This window comes from Galbibacter kalidii (assembly GCF_026241135.1).
GTDB lineage: Bacteria > Bacteroidota > Bacteroidia > Flavobacteriales > Flavobacteriaceae > Galbibacter.
Map to the genome: position 1 here is coordinate 280,380 of NZ_JAPFGA010000002.1, position 17,325 is coordinate 297,704.

General features: G+C 40.3%; 15 protein-coding genes and 1 CRISPR repeat array (1 of these 16 cut by a window edge). Of the genes, 8 read left to right on the forward strand and 7 right to left on the reverse strand.

Annotation, left to right across the window (positions count from 1 at the left end):
- The first annotated feature begins 1 nt into the window (after position 1).
- The 7 genes from OOZ15_RS03465 to OOZ15_RS03495 all read left to right on the forward strand — a co-directional run bounded on the left by OOZ15_RS03465 (position 2) and on the right by OOZ15_RS03495 (position 9,636).
- Complete coding sequence (locus OOZ15_RS03465) at positions 2 to 1,291, forward strand: BatA domain-containing protein (protein ID WP_265954330.1); 1,290 nt, start codon at positions 2 to 4, stop codon at positions 1,289 to 1,291.
- Positions 1,288 to 3,504: a tryptophan-rich sensory protein gene (locus OOZ15_RS03470; RefSeq protein ID WP_265954331.1), complete on the forward strand. Its 2,217-nt coding sequence runs from the start codon at positions 1,288 to 1,290 to the stop codon at positions 3,502 to 3,504. The genes OOZ15_RS03465 and OOZ15_RS03470 overlap by 4 nt, the downstream gene beginning before the upstream one ends.
- Positions 3,497 to 5,230: a hypothetical protein gene (locus OOZ15_RS03475; protein WP_265954333.1), complete on the forward strand. Its 1,734-nt coding sequence runs from the start codon at positions 3,497 to 3,499 to the stop codon at positions 5,228 to 5,230. The genes OOZ15_RS03470 and OOZ15_RS03475 overlap by 8 nt, the downstream gene beginning before the upstream one ends.
- 91 nt (positions 5,231 to 5,321) lie before the next feature.
- Positions 5,322 to 6,542, forward strand: coding sequence for a Gfo/Idh/MocA family protein (locus tag OOZ15_RS03480; protein WP_265954335.1), 1,221 nt, complete (start codon positions 5,322 to 5,324; stop codon positions 6,540 to 6,542).
- Positions 6,543 to 6,580: 38 nt separating this feature from the next.
- Entirely contained in the window at positions 6,581 to 7,966 is a 1,386-nt protein-coding gene (locus OOZ15_RS03485) for a 3-keto-disaccharide hydrolase (protein ID WP_265954336.1), read from the forward strand.
- Between the two features lie 36 nt (positions 7,967 to 8,002).
- Positions 8,003 to 8,170, forward strand: coding sequence for a hypothetical protein (locus tag OOZ15_RS03490; protein WP_265954338.1), 168 nt, complete (start codon positions 8,003 to 8,005; stop codon positions 8,168 to 8,170).
- 122 nt (positions 8,171 to 8,292) lie between these two features.
- Positions 8,293 to 9,636, forward strand: a complete 1,344-nt coding sequence (locus OOZ15_RS03495) for a Gfo/Idh/MocA family protein (RefSeq protein WP_265954340.1) — start codon at positions 8,293 to 8,295, stop codon at positions 9,634 to 9,636.
- Here the strand turns inward: OOZ15_RS03495 and OOZ15_RS03500 are convergent.
- Genes OOZ15_RS03500 through glpK form a run of 3 tightly spaced genes read right to left on the reverse strand, consistent with a single transcriptional unit; the run spans position 9,621 to position 12,213 of the window.
- Positions 9,621 to 9,923, reverse strand: a complete 303-nt coding sequence (locus tag OOZ15_RS03500) for a hypothetical protein (RefSeq protein WP_265954342.1) — start codon at positions 9,921 to 9,923, stop codon at positions 9,621 to 9,623. The genes OOZ15_RS03495 and OOZ15_RS03500 overlap by 16 nt on opposite strands.
- Before the next feature lie 45 nt (positions 9,924 to 9,968).
- Complete coding sequence (locus OOZ15_RS03505) at positions 9,969 to 10,700, reverse strand: MIP/aquaporin family protein (RefSeq protein WP_265954344.1); 732 nt, start codon at positions 10,698 to 10,700, stop codon at positions 9,969 to 9,971.
- Positions 10,701 to 10,713: 13 nt separating this feature from the next.
- Complete coding sequence (gene glpK / locus OOZ15_RS03510; RefSeq protein ID WP_265954347.1) at positions 10,714 to 12,213, reverse strand: glycerol kinase GlpK; 1,500 nt, start codon at positions 12,211 to 12,213, stop codon at positions 10,714 to 10,716.
- 711 nt (positions 12,214 to 12,924) lie between these two features.
- Between glpK and OOZ15_RS03515 the strand changes: the two genes are divergently transcribed.
- Complete coding sequence (locus tag OOZ15_RS03515; protein WP_265954349.1) at positions 12,925 to 13,701, forward strand: hypothetical protein; 777 nt, start codon at positions 12,925 to 12,927, stop codon at positions 13,699 to 13,701.
- A gap of 103 nt (positions 13,702 to 13,804) precedes the next feature.
- Here OOZ15_RS03515 and OOZ15_RS03520 read toward each other — a convergent pair whose 3' ends face one another.
- The 4 genes from OOZ15_RS03520 to OOZ15_RS03535 all read right to left on the reverse strand — a co-directional run bounded on the left by OOZ15_RS03520 (position 13,805) and on the right by OOZ15_RS03535 (position 16,422).
- The gene (locus OOZ15_RS03520; RefSeq protein ID WP_265954351.1) at positions 13,805 to 14,767 is read right to left on the reverse strand and encodes a quinone oxidoreductase family protein; all 963 of its coding nucleotides are present in this window, start codon (positions 14,765 to 14,767) and stop codon (positions 13,805 to 13,807) included.
- A gap of 200 nt (positions 14,768 to 14,967) precedes the next feature.
- On the reverse strand, positions 14,968 to 15,624 hold the full coding sequence (locus OOZ15_RS03525) for a ClpP family protease (RefSeq protein WP_265954352.1): 657 nt from the start codon (positions 15,622 to 15,624) through the stop codon (positions 14,968 to 14,970).
- On the reverse strand, positions 15,621 to 15,893 hold the full coding sequence (locus OOZ15_RS03530) for a hypothetical protein (protein WP_265954353.1): 273 nt from the start codon (positions 15,891 to 15,893) through the stop codon (positions 15,621 to 15,623). The genes OOZ15_RS03525 and OOZ15_RS03530 overlap by 4 nt, the downstream gene beginning before the upstream one ends.
- Positions 15,874 to 16,422, reverse strand: coding sequence for an RNA polymerase sigma factor (locus OOZ15_RS03535; RefSeq protein WP_265954355.1), 549 nt, complete (start codon positions 16,420 to 16,422; stop codon positions 15,874 to 15,876). The genes OOZ15_RS03530 and OOZ15_RS03535 overlap by 20 nt, the downstream gene beginning before the upstream one ends.
- Positions 16,423 to 16,526: 104 nt before the next feature.
- Positions 16,527 to 17,325: direct repeats of the CRISPR family, unit length 46 nt; unit sequence GTTGTGAATTGCTTTCAGAATTGTATTTTTAATCATGATTGACAGC; it runs 684 nt beyond the window's last position.

The window sequence follows — 17,325 nt, forward strand, 5'->3', positions numbered from 1 at the left end:
TATGATTTTCACACATCCTACATATTTATGGGCTTTACTCGGACTCGCCATTCCGATCGCGATTCATTTATGGAGCAAAAAAGAGGGCAAGACTATTTTGGTGGGTAGTGTAAAATTACTGAAGGATACCGACCCCAAACAAACCCGATCGATCAAACTCAACGAATTATGGTTGCTCATTTTACGGTTATTGGCTATAGGATTACTCGCTATCATCATGGCCAATCCGCAAATAACCGCCTCAAAAAGCAAAGCTGATGTGATGTACCTCATCGAAGCTTCATTGCTTCCGTTTGATGAAAAACTCCCTGTTTTGGATACCGTGTCCGAAGAAAACATCCGCCTGCTGACTGAAGGTTTTCCCATAGTTTCTGAGACTTCCGAAGAGGAAATCAAGACCAGCACTCCTGATTATTGGCAATTGGCCCGGGACATGGAACAGCTTCAAACCGATAGTATCGTAATTTTCACCAAGGCTTTACTGAAAGGAATACGAGGAAAGCGTCCACGAGTAAACACAAATGCGCATTGGGTGGTTATCGATTCGTGTGCAACGGTGAAAAAAACAATCCAAGCGACACAAAAAGGGGAGGAAATCGAGTTGTTGCACCTCATCAGCAATTGTGAAAGCCTCTCTTTTGAAAAGGAATTGATGGACTTCAACAGTGAAAAACTCACCATCAACCTACAAAAAGACAGTGTAAAACTAAGCGGGTATAACCACTGGTTGTCATTGGATTCCTTACCGTCCCTAAAAGCCGGAATTGTATATGACGAAGCTACCAAAAACGAAAAACGCTATTTTGAATCGGCCTACAAAGCCATTTCAAAGCACCTCGACCGCCCTATTGAAGTGGCGTCTTCCAAAGTGGCCGACAGCATCGCTATTGAAAACCTCAACACCTTGGTTTGGTTAAGCGAAGCGGCAATCGTAAAATTCGATTTGCCTACCATTGTATATAAAAAAGACGGCCTCGCCAACAGGCTCATTACAAAAAGTGATACTGAAAAGCTGTTTTACCTCACTCAACCCCTAAACACCGAAAACAGCATCAGCAAACATTTTACCGAACAGCTAATGAGCACCCTTTATTTAAATACCCGTCTGGGTGATTCCGTTCGGAAGTACGACAACAGGGTAGTTGATACTCAAGAATTATTACCTGTCCGCTCCGCGGAAAAAACTGTAAAAGCACAAATGGGAAATATCAAAATCTCCAAATGGCTATGGCCGGTATTATTTCTTTTACTGATTGTTGAACGTGTTTTGGCACTATACCGCAAACAATGACACAGGGAAAAAACATATTGACCCATTATAAAAAAAGGTGGCAATTCTTCCGCTATCTTGAGGTCTTTCTTTTTGCCATTGGTCCTACTCTTTTCCTGTATTTTTTGTTGTCCGATGAAGTCTATTCGGTGATAGGCTTCGCTATATCGGCCTTGATTGCTGTTCTCGTTATCAAACCCTGGAAACTCAATCTACCGTTTATTTCTGCCTACGTGGACCAAAAACTCGATGATGCCCAACACAGTACCGGCTTGTTGTTGCACTCTCCAGAACAGCTCTCACCGCTGGCAAGGCTCCAACAACACAGGATTTCAGAAGAATTAAAAATCAAATTAAGCAAGCTCAAAACCCATCATCATCTTCCTGCGGCGGGGATTTGTGCCCTTACTCTTGCACTTTTTGGCTTTTTAGGAGTTCGTTTTGATGTGTTTAGTCATTTTGATTTTTCCAACACGGATAAAACCCCATCAAAAGACATCATTTTTAAACAGGTGGATTCCATAACAACGGAGTTTCCAAAACCGGTATTGACCCAACAATCCGCCTACATCAAATATCCCGCTTATGCAAAGGTAGATGCTTATTCCACTACGGAAATAAACCTTCGTGTCCTAGAGGGAACTACAATTACATGGGCTTTGGAATTTGATTCCCCACTTGCCAATGTTCATTTAGAAAAAGAGAAAGACAGCCTTCCCATGGCATTAAAAGACCTAAAATATCTCCACACGCAAAAAGTCAGCAGTCCATTTCTCTACAATTTTAAATACGTCGACGAACACGGGCGAAGCTTTGTATCTGATTTGCATTCCGTAGAAATTATTAGGGATCAGGATCCTGTTTTGGAGGTTACAGGAATAAAACAATTTACCTCCTACAATTTTGATGAAGATAAAAAATTGAGGTTCACTACAAGAATTTCAGACGATTACGGCCTAGACGAAGTTTATATCATCGCCACAGTAAGTAAAGGTAGCGGCGAATCGGTTAAATTCAGGGAAGAACGCCTGGATTTTGAAACCTATGTTTCAGGGCAGAAATCTGTAGCCTTGACCAAAACTATCGACTTGGATCAAATAGAAATGGATCCTGGGGATGAACTTTATTTTTACATCGCCGCCTCCGATCATAAAACCCCTAAAGCCAACCTATCCAGAAGCGAAACCTATTTTGCAGTTATCAAAGACACTACTTCCTTTGAGTTTGGTGTGGAAGGCAATTTGGGTGTTGATCTGATGCCTGCATATTTCAGGAGTCAGCGACAACTCATCATCGACACGGAAAAACTGATTGCCGACAAGGTCGGAATGGAGGAAAAAACATTTAATTCCACCAGTAATATTTTAGGGGACGATCAAAAATCCCTTCGGTTGAAATACGGACAGTTTATGGGCGATGAAGCAGAGTCCGGCATCCAAATTTCAGAAGGTATTTCAGCAGAAAACAACGCAGATGAGGAAGACTCTTTGGCTGAATACACCCACGATCACGATGGTGATAACGAACACAACCTCGTTGCCGATAGCCATGAACACGAAGAGGAAGGGGAAGAAGAAAATGAAGATCCTTTGGAAGCCTATCTGCACAACCACGATGATCCGGAAGAATCTACCTTTTTTGCACAATCCCTAAAAAACAAACTGCGACAGGCTTTAAACGTAATGTGGGACGCCGAATTACAGTTGCGTCTGTATAAACCCGAGGCCTCCCTACCTTATCAGTACAAAGCCCTGAAATTATTGCAAGAGATCAAAAATTCGGCACGGATTTATGTACACCGCATCGGATTTGACCCGCCGCCCATCAAAGAGGATGTGCGTTTAAGCGGCGAACTGGATGCCGTAGTGAGTTATCGCAAAAATAAGGAAACCGAAATCCCTGAATCCTATCCCAACATCCGTAAGGCGGTGTCCCGACTGGAACAACTCATCAATACCACGGAAAACATTTCAAAAGAAGACCGAAAACTCTTTGAGCAAGCCGGAAACGAATTGGCAGCCATAGCCATAGAAGAACCCGGGAAATATCTGGAAACATTACAAGCACTAAAATGGCTTTCCGAAGATGAACAAATGCCATCAGCGGTGCTACGGAAAATACAAAACGGCTTGTTGTTGGCCCTTCCCGAACCGGAAGCCAATCCCACAACAAGGGAAATACAAAGCGGAGCAATTGACCAATTACTGTTAAAAGAACTGGAAATCTATGAGTAGCGGATTCACCTTTATAAACAATTCGTGGTTTTGGCCGGTGATTATCGGAGCGGTTGTATTGCTGCTGGTCTTCGTTTGGAAGGAATGGCAGGATAAGGGCAATTTCTTCCTTAAAACCGGACTTGCTTTTTTGGCGGTGGCTTCTTTGGTACTCATCATACTTCAACCCGCGACCTATCGGGAACAAAAACAGAAATACGGTGTCTTACTCACCAAAAATTACCATGAAAGACAGTTGGACAGCCTTAAAAAAGCACATCGGGGCATAGAACTCGTCCATTATGATGCGGATATGGGTTTTCAAGACATCCGCCATTTCAGCAAGGTCTTTGTTTTAGGAAATGGAGTAAAACCCTATCATTTAAGTCGGTTTAACAACATTCCTTTGGTTCATTTATCAGGTACGACTCCCAAGGGAATTGTAAAACTAAATTACGACCGGGAAGCGGCTGTTGGCGATGTGCTTTCTGTCAAAGGACTTTACAGTCAGCCTTTACATGGAAACCGACTCGTACTTCAATCTCCCGGCGGAACCGCTTTGGATTCCATTATCCTGACCGAAGGTGAAAATCAAACATTTCAGCTTAAAACCACTTTGTCCGTGCAAGGTGAATTTTTATATGATTTGGTTGAAAAAGATTCCTTGAACACTGTCATTTCGAAAAACTCGGTTCCGGTTATTGTCCGTAAAAAATCGGTTTTGAAAGTACTGATGTTCAACAGCTTTCCCACTTTTGAAAGCAAATACCTAAAAAATTTTCTTTCGGATATGGGACATGAACTGGTGGTAAGAAGCCGGGTTTCCAAAGGGCGTTATAAATATGAATATTTCAACACAAACAGGCGGGCTGTTTCCCGATTCAACCCAAAAACCCTTCAAGATTTTGATCTGGTCATTATTGACGCCTCTTCGTTAAGAGCCCTGTATAAAAAAGACCGTGACGGATTGGAAAATGCCATAAGAAACGATGGATTAGGTGTGTTTGTTCAAACCGGAAACAATTTTAAGCTTCCTGCTCCTTTTTCCATTGATGTCGTCAGAGATGGGAACACGGAGGTTCACCCGGATGCTTTCCCAAAAACCGTTTTGACTAAAAAACCCTATGTTTTTAATGCTGTTTTTGCACAGGAAGCGATCCATACGGCCAACAAGCATATTATTTCGGCCTATAAACAGCTCGGAAACGGTAGGATTGGCACTACAACCTTGGAAAATACCTTTGAAATTATTTTAAGCGGGAAAAACGCACTCTACAAAAAACTTTGGACACAAATCATAGAAAAAACCGCCAAAAAAAAGCTTAAAAAATCCGAATGGGATTCAAATCAACCGTTTGCCTATCTAGATGAGCCTTTTGCATTTACTTTGCGGACTTCAATAGAAAATCCCGAAGTGATAAATAGCGAAAACAGCAACATCCCCCTTGCCAGTACTATTGATAATCCCAACCTGTGGAAAGGCGTCACCCATCCAAAATCTACCGGATGGCAGCGACAATTTATAAAAAGGGACAGCCTGAATCCATATTCCTATTATGTGATGAAGGACAACCATTGGCAAGCGTTAAATCAATTTACCACCATAACAGCCAACAAGCAATATTCCGCTATGCAAACTAGTGAAATAACTGCATTAAAAACCAAATATCCTCTATCCCTGTTTTGGTTTTATTTGATATTTGTTCTATCCGTCGGGTATTTATGGTTGGTGCCTAAACTGGGATGAAATATTAACAAAACCGAATGGGTATGTTACTTGCATTTTTACTAATTTGCGTATCAACCCATTATCAAATACACAAGAATCTTTAATTATTTTGAACAGAAGAAATTTTATAAAAAACGGCTCTCTTTGTACAAGTACACTCTTGCTTTCAGGAGCTCTTTGGAGTAACTTTGCTAACACAAAAAACGACAAAGTATATCGCATTGGTATCATTGGTTTCGGTGATAGGGGAAGCGGACTTTTTAACGTCCTCAAAGATTTTCCCGGAAAATTTGTTGTCAATGCCATTTGCGATCCGCTTGATTTTCGCTTGGATAACGCCAAAAAAATGGCCGACACCAACAAGGTGAAGCTCTACAGAGACCACCGTAAGCTTCTCGAAAACAAAAATGTTGACGCTGTGATTATATCCACACCACTGAATACACATTACGAGATTGCCAAAAATTCACTCGAAGCCGGAAAACACGTTTACCTTGAAAAGGCGATGACCTTTACCGTGGATCAGGCCATGAGTCTGACGCGTATCGCGGAGAAGCATCCCAACCAGACTTTACAAATCGGACACCAGTACCGTTATTCTCCCCTCTATTACAAAGTAAAAAAAATGATTCAGGACGGTTATCTCGGTAAAGTTGTCCAGATAGATGCGCGATGGGATCGTAACTGGAATTGGAGAAGACCGGTTCCCGATCCAAGTTTGGAGCGAAAAATCAACTGGCGAATGTATAAAGAGTATTCCGGCGGATTACCGGCAGAACTCCTCTCCCATCAAATGGATTATATACACTGGGCTTTCGATGCCCTCCCTACCACCGTTTACGGTACAGGGGGAATTGATTTTTATAAAGACAGCAGGGAAACCTATGACAACGTACAATTGAACATCCGCTATGAACAAGAAGATATGATTGGGAATTTTGGTGCTACCTGTGCCAACAAAAACGACGGATATTCCTTCCGCATCAAAGGCTCCAAAGGTATGGTGTCCTTGTTGACGGACGATGGTATTTTCTATCCGGAAACGGAAACCAGAAAGGAATTGGAAGAGGTAGACGGTGTAAGTGGAGCCACCAAAATTGCCTGGACCGAAAATAAAAATGGTATCAGCCTTGTGGACTCGAAATTAAAAGACGGTAGTTTTTATGCCTTTGAAGATTTTTACAAGGCTATTTCAGAAAACTCCTTGCCTGACTCTAATGTATACACAGGAGGAAATACTGCCATCTGTGTAGCGCTTGCCAATGACTCTATTTACAACGGAGGAATGAGAAAATGGAAACCGGAATACAACCTGTCTCCACAATATTAAAACTGAAGAAATAGTAACCAACAAACCCATTCTAAAAAATGCGAAAACTGAGTATCTTAGCCATTGTGTTGGTCCTTTCCTTTACTTTGACACAATGTACAACCGAAAAAAAGAAACCATCGGATGGTTGGACTTCCCTCTTTGACGGAAAAACCCTTAACGGTTGGAAGCCAGTGGCAGGGGAAGCGGAGTATACTGTTCAAGACAGTGCTATTGTAGGAATTGCAAAAGCCAATACGCCTAATACATTTTTAATCAGTGAACAGGAATACGGAGATTTTATTCTTGAACTCGACATCAAAGTAGAACATAAAACAAGTAATTCCGGAGTGCAAATCCGAAGTAACTACGACCCGAATGGTAGGGATGGTAACGGACTCGTCCATGGATATCAGGTAGAACTGGATCCTACAGACCGGGCATGGGCTGGTGGTATTTATGACGAAGCCCGAAGGGGATGGCTTTATCCGCTTTCTTTAAACCCGAAAGCGAGCAAAGCATTTAAATTTGATGAATACAACTCCTACCGGATCGAAGCCATAGGCAACGAGATCAAAACCTGGGTAAACGGTGTGGAAACGGCCTATCTTATAGACAGCACAGACGCCAAAGGTATTATCGGACTGCAAGTGCACAGCATTAACAATCCGGAAGATGAAGGCAATAAAACCTATTTTAAGAACATCCGTATAAAGACTGATAGCCTGAAGCCAACGCCTTTCAAAAATGAAGTGTATGTGGTGAACAACCTTAAAAACCAGCTTTCAGACTATGAAAAGAAAACCGGATGGAAACTGCTCTTCAACGGAAAAGACAGTGAAGGCTGGGTAGGAGCTTATAAAGACAGCTTCCCTGATTTTGGGTGGACCATCAACGACGGCATACTGACCATTGAGGCTTCAGGAGGTGAAGAATCTACCCATGCAGGAGATATTGTCACTACCGAAAAATACAGTGCGTTTGATCTTTCCTTCGACTTTAAACTTTCGGAAGGAGCAAACAGCGGGGTAAAATATTTTGTCACCCTTTCTGAAGGTAATGAAGGTTCTGCCATTGGGCTGGAATACCAAATCCTGGATGATGAAAAGCATCCTGATGCCAAAAAAGGAAAGAATGGTAATCGCACCCTGGCTTCCCTTTATGACCTTATCCCGGCAAAAAAACAATCCCGCTTTATAAAACCCATCGGGGAATGGAACAGAGGCCGTGTGGTGGTACACCCCAATAATAAAGTTGAATACTACCTCAACGGAGTAAAAGTATTGGAATTTGAAAGAGGATCTGAAGCATACCGGGAACTGGTAGCCGAAAGTAAGTATAAAATATGGGAAAACTTCGGTGTAGCCGAAGAAGGACATATCCTGTTACAAGATCATGGGGATAAAGTAAGCTTTAAAAATATTAAGATAAAAGAGTTGAAATAGAGTCTGGAGTTAGTCGAGATTGAATAAAACCAAAAAATGGCTAGAAGGGAGGTGGATTCCGGAGCCATGCGGAGGAAGACGGAGGGTTCTGAAAATCCCAAACCATTGGTAAAAAATAAACGTTTGTTGTTTAAACCAAAAGATTGCGTTTATCAAAACACCCCTTTCTCCGCCTATGGCGGATTCATTCCCCTCTTCGTCTGAAGAGGGGAGCTGTTTGGTAACCAATATAAATATTATAGATTGAAAAAGGGGTCTACCATAATCAGGGAAGTAGAGTGTCTCTATTGATTAAAGTAACCGTCAAAAACCAAAAACATACAGATATGAAACGAAGAAAGTTTATAAAAAACACCGCCATGACCACTGCAGGGCTTAGCTCTTTTAGTGCGATGAGCTTTACCGCAAAAAGCTACAACAAGATCATTGGTTCCAACGAACGGCTGAACATAGCCATTGCCGGACTGGGAAGAAGGCTCGGCGCTTATGTGGCTCCCATTGCAAACAAAGCAAGCAATGTCGAACTCGTGTACCTCTGCGATGTCATGAAATCGCAAAGGGAAAAGGCGGCAGAACGCTTTGCAGAGCACCTTGACTACACGCCCAAGCTGGAGAACAGCATCCTCAAGGTGATGGAAGATAAAAAGGTCGATGCCATTATCAACGCTACTCCCGACCACTGGCACGCTCCGGGTACCTGGCTTGCGCTGGAAAACGGAAAACACGTTTATGTGGAAAAGCCGTGTAGCCATAACCCAAAAGAAGGGGAATTGTTGGTGGCCTATCAAAAAAAATACAAGCGAGTTGTCCAAATGGGGAATCAGCAACGTTCTGCATTACCCAGTCAGGAAATCATCAATGAAATACACAACGGTGTGATCGGTAATCCGTATCTGGCTGTCGCCCATTATGCGAATAGGCGTGGTGAGGTGGTGGTGCCATCAAAATCACCTGTTCCCGACGGATTAGACTGGGATCTTTTCCAAGGGCCTTCCCCAAGAAAAGAATATATGCACGACACTTGGAATTATAACTGGCATTGGTATGGATGGGATTTTGGTACTGCCGAAACCGGAAACAACGCCACCCATGAATTGGATATCGCACGCTGGGCGCTTCAGGTGGAATTTCCGAAGAAAGTAAAAGTCAATGCTGAAAAACTCCACTGGCCGAATGATGGTTGGTCTATGTATGACACCATGGACGCTACTTTTGAGTTTAATAAGGATAAGATTATCAAATGGGATGGAAAAAGCCGTAACGGTTACAGTACCTACGGTAAAGGAAGAGGAACCATCATTTATGGAACCGATGGAACTGTTCATGTGGATCGTGGAGGATACGAACTTTATGACAGAACAGGAAAGTTGGTTAAAGAACGTAAATCCGGTGGATCTGAAGCAGGTACCCAACTCGGCGGTGGCGGCGATATGTCTAGCATGCATGTAGTGAACTTCTTTGAAGCCATCAGAGGAAAAGAAGAACAACGATCCCCAATTGACGAAGGTGCAAAAAGTACGCTCTTATGTCACTTGGCCAATATGGCATACCGCACCGGGGAAACCCTGGAATGTGATCCTAAAAACGGACATATCACCAATAGTGAAAAAGGACGTGCGCTTTGGGGCAGGACATATGAACCCGGATGGGAGCCTCAGGATTTGTTATAGGGTGTGAACATAAAGTTACTCAACCCTTGAAGATTTTGCCTCTTTCTTTGTTGAAACTTTGGAAAAGTTGCTAATTGCTCCTCACTCTTTACCCTCACCAAAAAATGAAAATGATTAGGCATCAAACAATAACAAAATGTATCAGCAACCGGATTAATATATTCATCATACTTCCTTAGGAAATACCAGTAGTTTTCGTCCGATAAAAACAATTGTTCACTACCGTTTGCCCTATTATAAATGTGATAGGTGCCTTCCGGGGATAATATGGCCTTGTTGTTTTGCATAATATTGACTTTATCAGACCTTAAAGGTCTTTTATAGGTTAAAAATTAAGATAATTGCATAAAAAGAAGTGCCGCTAATGCTGCTCCAATAAGAGGTCCTATGACCGGAACCCAGGAATAACTCCAATCGTTTTCAGCTTTTTCTTTAATGGGCAAGATGGCATGTATAATCCTCGGGCCTAAATCCCGGGCAGGATTAATGGCATAACCTGTTGTTCCCCCTAGTGACAGACCAATGGCCCAAACAAGGAACGACACGGGAATGGCTCCTAAGGATCCCATTCCTATGGGAGCTTGGGTACTACCATTTATCACGGGATCTGTAAAGTAGAAAATAACGAATATGAGGGTAAAAGTACCTATCACTTCACTCAACACATTGGAAAATATATTTCGAATGGCCGGATGGGTGCAAAAAGTCGCTCGCTTTGCCAGAGGATTTTCAGTTTTATCATAGTGGTTTCTGTACATTCCCCATACCAGAAAACCTCCTGTCATAGCACCTAGCAGCTGAGCTGTTATAAACAAAGGAACCAGATTCCATGAAAATTTCCCCGCAATGGCAAGGCCTATGGTGACCGCGGGATTAATGTGAGCTCCGCTATATGGGGCCGCAATTACTACCCCGGTAAAGACGGCAAGTGCCCATCCGGTGGTAATAACTATCCAACCGCTGTTATGTCCTTTGGTATCCTTTAAAACAACATTGGCTACCACGCCGTTCCCTATGAGAATCAAAAACATGGTGCCGATAAATTCTGCTGTAAATTCTGTCATGATATTTTAAATGTTAGTTGATTTCACTTTTAGACCAGGCATTAGTAGCCGCAATTGCTTTCCGCCATCCTTTTAGAAGTTTCTCTATTGGTGTTTCAGGATCAGGTAAAAAGAAGGCTTTACTTTTCCATGTTGAACGGATTTCTTCAACATCTTTCCAGAAGCCTACCCCTAATCCGGCCAAATAGGCAACCCCAAGAGCTGTGGTTTCCAAGGTTTCTGGTTTTACAATTTTAGTCTCCAGCACATCAGACTGGAACTGCATTAAAAAATCATTGGTTGTCGCTCCTCCATCGACCCGCAATTCTTTGATATTGATTTGTGCATCGGCTTCCATAGCTTTAAGGACATCATAGGTTTGATAGGCTATACTTTCTAAGGATGCCCTTGCTATATGGTTTAAGGTCGTCCCCCGGGTAATCCCTACCATAGTGCCCCGTGCGTGTTGGTTCCAATGCGGAGCTCCCAAACCCGTAAATGCCGGTACAAAATAAACGCCATCACTATCTTTGGTTTTGTCCACTAATTTCTCTACCTCCGGTGCTGTCTTTATAATGCCAAGTCCATCCCTTAACCATTGCACAACAGCGCCAGCTATAAAAATACTTCCCTCAAGGGCATAAGCTACCTTATTGTCAATCTTCCAAGCGATGGTGGTGATTAATTTATTTTTAGAGATAATGGGTTTGTCCCCTATATTCATAAGCATAAAACAACCGGTACCATAAGTATTCTTTACCATCCCCGGTTCTGTGCACATTTGTCCGAATAGCGCTGCATGTTGATCTCCGGCAATACCGGAGATAGGTATCTTTTTGGCAAATACCACTCCTGAAGTCGTACAAATTTCCCCGCTGGAATCACAAACTTCAGGGAGCATACTTTTAGGGATCTCAAAAAGATCCAACAACTCATCATCCCAATCAAGGGTATTAATATTAAACAACAAGGTTCTGGAGGCATTGGTAACATCGGTGACGTGTTTTTCTCCTTCAGTGAGATTCCAGATAAGCCAAGAGTCTACAGTACCAAAAACCAACTTCCCTGCTTTTGCTTTTTTCCTGGCATCCTCTACATTGTCCAAGATCCATTTGACTTTGGTGGCGACAAAATAAGCGTCGATGACCAATCCGGTCTTATTTCTGATTTTAGGCTCCCACCCTTGTGAAATTAACTCATCGCAGTAGTCGGAAGTTCTTCTATCTTGCCATACAATAGCATTATAGACGGGTTCGCCGGTTTCCCTATCCCAGACAATAGTAGTTTCCCGCTGATTGGTAATCCCAATGGCGGCTATGTCTGCTGACTTTAACTTTCCTTTGGTGACCGCCTCGGCTGCCACACCAATTTGGGAAGACAGGATTTCATTTGGGTCGTGTTCCACCCATCCCGGAGTGGGAAAAATTTGTTTGAATTCTCTTTGTGCTATGGAAACTGTATGCCCGTTTTTATCGAAAACAATGGCACGGGAACTGGTAGTACCTTGATCAAAGGCGAGTATGAATTTTGACATTGATGGTGTGTTTAAGTTTTAATTTTTAGGTTCTGGTTCAATTCTGTCCTAAACAAATTCTATCTGTTCATTTTTTCCATCGATGAAAAAACGAACCAAAAAAATCTAGGCTGACGATAAAAATATAAGAAAATACTACGGAACCCTCAGCCACAGATAAAAAGAACTCATTCCGCCTTTAGGGCGGAACTCAAACAGATTTTTATCTCTAGGCCACCGCTGCTTCCTTGATTTTCAATGTTTTTATCGTAGGCCAGGACTAAACCATAAACATTGAAACTTTATCAAAACCTCAGTAAATTCAGTATGATTAAAAAATTTAATAAAAACGTTTTGGACGCTACTGGTTCTGAAAGCTACTGTAACACAGAGATTTTTCTAAATTACCACTTTTTTTGACTTCATCTTAAAATGAACTTATTTAAATTTTCTGTAAGTGGCTACAAAATATTCTTTTTTTCCATACGCCTTCTGGCCCATTCGCTAAATTAGTCCACCGGACTAATTCTTAACGCTCTGTCCTATCATGGAATTTGAATCTGTTATATAGGTATTGAAGCGTTTATAGCCATGAGGCAGAATAGGGGATGATATATATCAAATACGATATAAACACGCTATATATACGGCATATACACGACATATATACGCTATAAATATGGTTGATCCATGTTTTTGTTATATCTTTAGATAGAACCTATTCTAAATATCATGGCAAAACAAAAAAGCATTGTAAAGTTTACAGGAACCATAGACGGGATTAATTTTTATTATCGAAAGGGCGTTCCCGTAGCGCGAAAGGCCGGTGGTGGATTTAACAAGGAAACGATTAAGAAATCCCCGAAGATGGAGCGGGTGCGCGAAAACAACAGTGAGTTTGGGTTGTGTTCACGTACAAAAAAAGTTTTTAAAGATAGCTTGTACCCCTTTCTAATGTATTATAAAGATCCTACATTACACGGCAGGATGATGAAGGTTTTCCAGCAGATAAAGACCTGTGACACCGTATCCGAAAGAGGTAAACGAACCGTGGGCAAGGGGTTGAAAACCGATAAAGGCAAGCAATTGTTAAAGGATTTTAGTTTCACCCCTAAAAGGGATATAGAAACCACCCTTATGGGCGATATTATTTTTGATAGGGAAAGTTACAAATGCCAGATATCCGGCTTTGATATAAAGCAATTTAAATTTCACCCGAATGCGACCCATTTTGAACTACTCTTTGGTATTATCCGGATCGATTTTGATGCTTTGGGCTCTAAAACCTATATGGCAACTCCTGTAATAATAGGAAAGGGCTTTAATGATAACCATATAGAGTTAGTACCGGAAGACACCCTCGAAACCGGCGGTATGAAGTTTGCTTTTTTGGGTATCCGCTTTTACCAGGAGGTATCCGGAAACCCGGATGTATTAAAAGCTGAAAGTGCCACAGGTATAAAGCTTTTGGATGTTTTTTTCATAGTTAATTTCTTCATATTATTATAGTTTAATGTCAATTAGTGAGGTTTGATCGATGACCTCCAGACTCGATACTTTTATACTACTGTTTTGAGATATACCGAGTACTTTTGTGTTTAGTTTTTACTCCTTAATCTGGTATTAGCAATATCTTACTTGAACTTTTTCCCTTTTCTAAAAACTCGTGTGCTTTTTTCCCTTCGGAAAGTCTAAATTGAACGGGTTCTTTAATTTTTACTGTCCCATTTTCTATTAAATCAAACAAAATTACTGCTCTTTTTTTCCGCTCTTTCTCATTGGTTAAATAACTCCATAAATCTCCTCCAGTTAAAGTTTTACTAGTGTTCAAAAGCATTCTTGGGTCAACTGGTTTTGGGTCTCCACCGCTCATACCAAAAAATACAACGTGCCCGCAATCTTTTGTAATTTCAAAACTATCCATTAGGGTGGAACCAACACCATCGAATACGACATCAATACCTTTTTGATTGGTCAATTCCATTACTTGAGATTTCCAATCATCATTTAACTGAATCGCATAATCAGCTTTGCAATCCAAAATTGTATTTAATTTTTCTTGACTTCTTGACAAGCCTATCACGGTAGCTCCTTTGAATTTGCAGATTTGGGTTAATATTTGACCTACGCCCCCTGACGCTGCGTGGATAAGAACTGTTTCTCCGTCTTTTACATTGTGGCTATCATTACACAAATAATGAGCTGTTAAACCTTGTAAAAGAACTGATGATGCTAATGAATAATCAACATTTTCTGGAATAGGAATTGCTTGTGTATCGGGAATCGCAATAAACTCTGCATTTGCAAAAGGGACGTCCGTATAGGCAATATTATCTCCAACTTTAATTTTATCTGACTTGGACTTCACAACAATTCCCGCTCCCTCATATCCTGCAATAAATGGAGGTTTACCTTTTAAATGATAATTTCCCCTTCTTCTATAAATGTCAGCAAAATTTAATCCAATCGCTTTGTTCTCAAGAAGTATTTCATTGTTTTTAATTTCAGGTGTGGGTATTTCTATGTATTCAAGTACGTCAGATGTTCCAAATTTTGAGAAGGTCAATGCTTTCATTTTTTAGTTTTTTATCGTTTCTTGTAAACTCTTAATCATTCCCAACTACCATAACCTTTTCTCCAAAGTGTGTAAAACAGAAAAAATAACGAGTTGGTCTTTTTAAGAGAAATCCTGTGTTTTGATTACTCTGTCAATTTCGTGATAGTTTTTGGAATAACCATTATCATCATATTTGTCTGTCTCTGTAGGCATCTGTTTTATATAATGCTATTATCCGTAAGAAAGCTTACTTTAAAATCCTCTCTGTTCAAAGCAATTAGATTATTTGTATCGCCCAAGACTTCATCAACAATTCCATAATCCTTTGCTTCAATGGAGTTTAGATATCTGTCACGTAAAAAAAATGCTTCGATTTCTTTCCAGGTTTTATTGGAATTTTTTCCCATTATATGAAAGATTTGTGTTTGTAAGCGTTCCTGTTCCCTAGTCGCTATCCGAACGTCCTCCGTATACCCTTTTGACCCGCCCCCCGTAGGGTGCATATGAATAGTTGAATGGGACAAGGCATATCTGTTCCCTTTAGAACCGGCATTTAATAAGAAGGTGCCCATACTTCCCGTAAACCCTATTGAATATGTGGATACCGGTGCGGTCACCATTTTCATTGTATCATATATTGCAAGACCTGAATATACTTCTCCTCCCGGACTCTGGATATAAAGATTAATTGGACGCTTGCCATTTACGCTATTGAGATAAAGAAGTTGTGCTATAACAACCCCCGCCAGTTTTGAGTCTATAGGTCCGTTTAGAAAAATGATGCGTTCCTTCAGAAGAAGGCTGTATATATCAAAAGCTCTCTCCCCCGCACCTGTATCATCAATTACCATTGGTATTAAATTGGATTGAATCATAATATGTTGAATATCTCGTGAATTTTAAGTTTGAACCTAGTTTTTTCAGGATCGCTGAATATAGTTTTGTGCAATGTTTCCAATTCTTCCTTTAGCTTTTTACGATGATAAAATTTAACCATTTCAAAAGCCTTTTTTTGAGAAATATACTGTTCAAAAAGAGTGGGGCTTAGAATAAGTTTTGCTTCAAACAATACTTTATCTGAAGGTTTTAAGGAACCTTCAATATATTTCTCAATTAATTTTGTGCTATTTTTTAAAGTCATCATACGAAAGCGTTTTTTCTTTGACGAAGTTTCTTACCTTTTCAAGACACTTGTATTTTTGTACACTTGCAGCGTGTTTGTTTGGATATCCTAAAACTGTAATCAACTCCTCCAATGACGTTTTTTTAAAATAAAAGGTTCTCAGTAATTCCATACATTTCTTCCCCGTCAGGTTTAGCAAGCTAAAGAGTTTTTTATCCTGTACACCTAAATAATAATCTTCAGGAATTGAAATCTGATTTTCAATAAGGCTTAAGGAAATATGGTTGCGTTGTCGATTATATTTTCTAATCCACATATGCTTAGCTATCCCTAAAATATAAGCTACTTCAGAGGTGTGGATTTTATTTGCCTTTTTTGTTCTAAGTTCGTAATAAACAATTATCGCATCGTGAAAAATATCTTTTGCATCGTCTAACGAACCGCCCATTTTTTTTACAAATCGGGCAACTTTTGGAAAAGCCGCTTCATAAGTTTCCGTGATATTTTTAGCTTTCTCACGCTTAGCTCTAGGTTTTTCTTTTAGTTCCATTTATTTCGGGTTTCTATTATTATAGTGCAGAAATTAATGAGAATATCACCAAAAAGTGATTTTTTATTCCTTTTTTTTAAACAATACAAATGATTGGGTAGACGGTTGTGAATTGCTTTCAGAATTGTATTTTTAATCATGATTGACAGCTGACAGCATCCTGTCCTTTATATTCGAGGGGTTGTGAATTGCTTTCAGAATTGTATTTTTAATCATGATTGACAGCTACAAATAGGAAATTAAACTTACCAGGATGTTGTGAATTGCTTTCAGAATTGTATTTTTAATCATGATTGACAGCCCTGTTTGCTGTACAAAACACGGCAATCCTGTTGTGAATTGCTTTCAGAATTGTATTTTTAATCATGATTGACAGCGATACCCATTTGCTGTTATGTCAACATCCTGTTGTGAATTGCTTTCAGAATTGTATTTTTAATCATGATTGACAGCTTCAATCGTCCGGGGACTTGACGGTATCTGGTTGTGAATTGCTTTCAGAATTGTATTTTTAATCATGATTGACAGCTTACCGAACGGGAATATTGTTGACAGAAGGGTTGTGAATTGCTTTCAGAATTGTATTTTTAATCATGATTGACAGCAAAAAGCGCAAGTTACGCATTAAAAGCGGTGTTGTGAATTGCTTTCAGAATTGTATTTTTAATCATGATTGACAGCCCCATACGTGAAAGCGACCTCAACGAATATGTTGTGAATTGCTTTCAGAATTGTATTTTTAATCATGATTGACAGCAATACAAATCAAAAGTAAATGACGAGCCTGTTGTGAATTGCTTTCAGAATTGTATTTTTAATCATGATTGACAGCTATATGTTGTAGTACTGCAATAGCTTTGGGTTGTGAATTGCTTTCAGAATTGTATTTTTAATCATGATTGA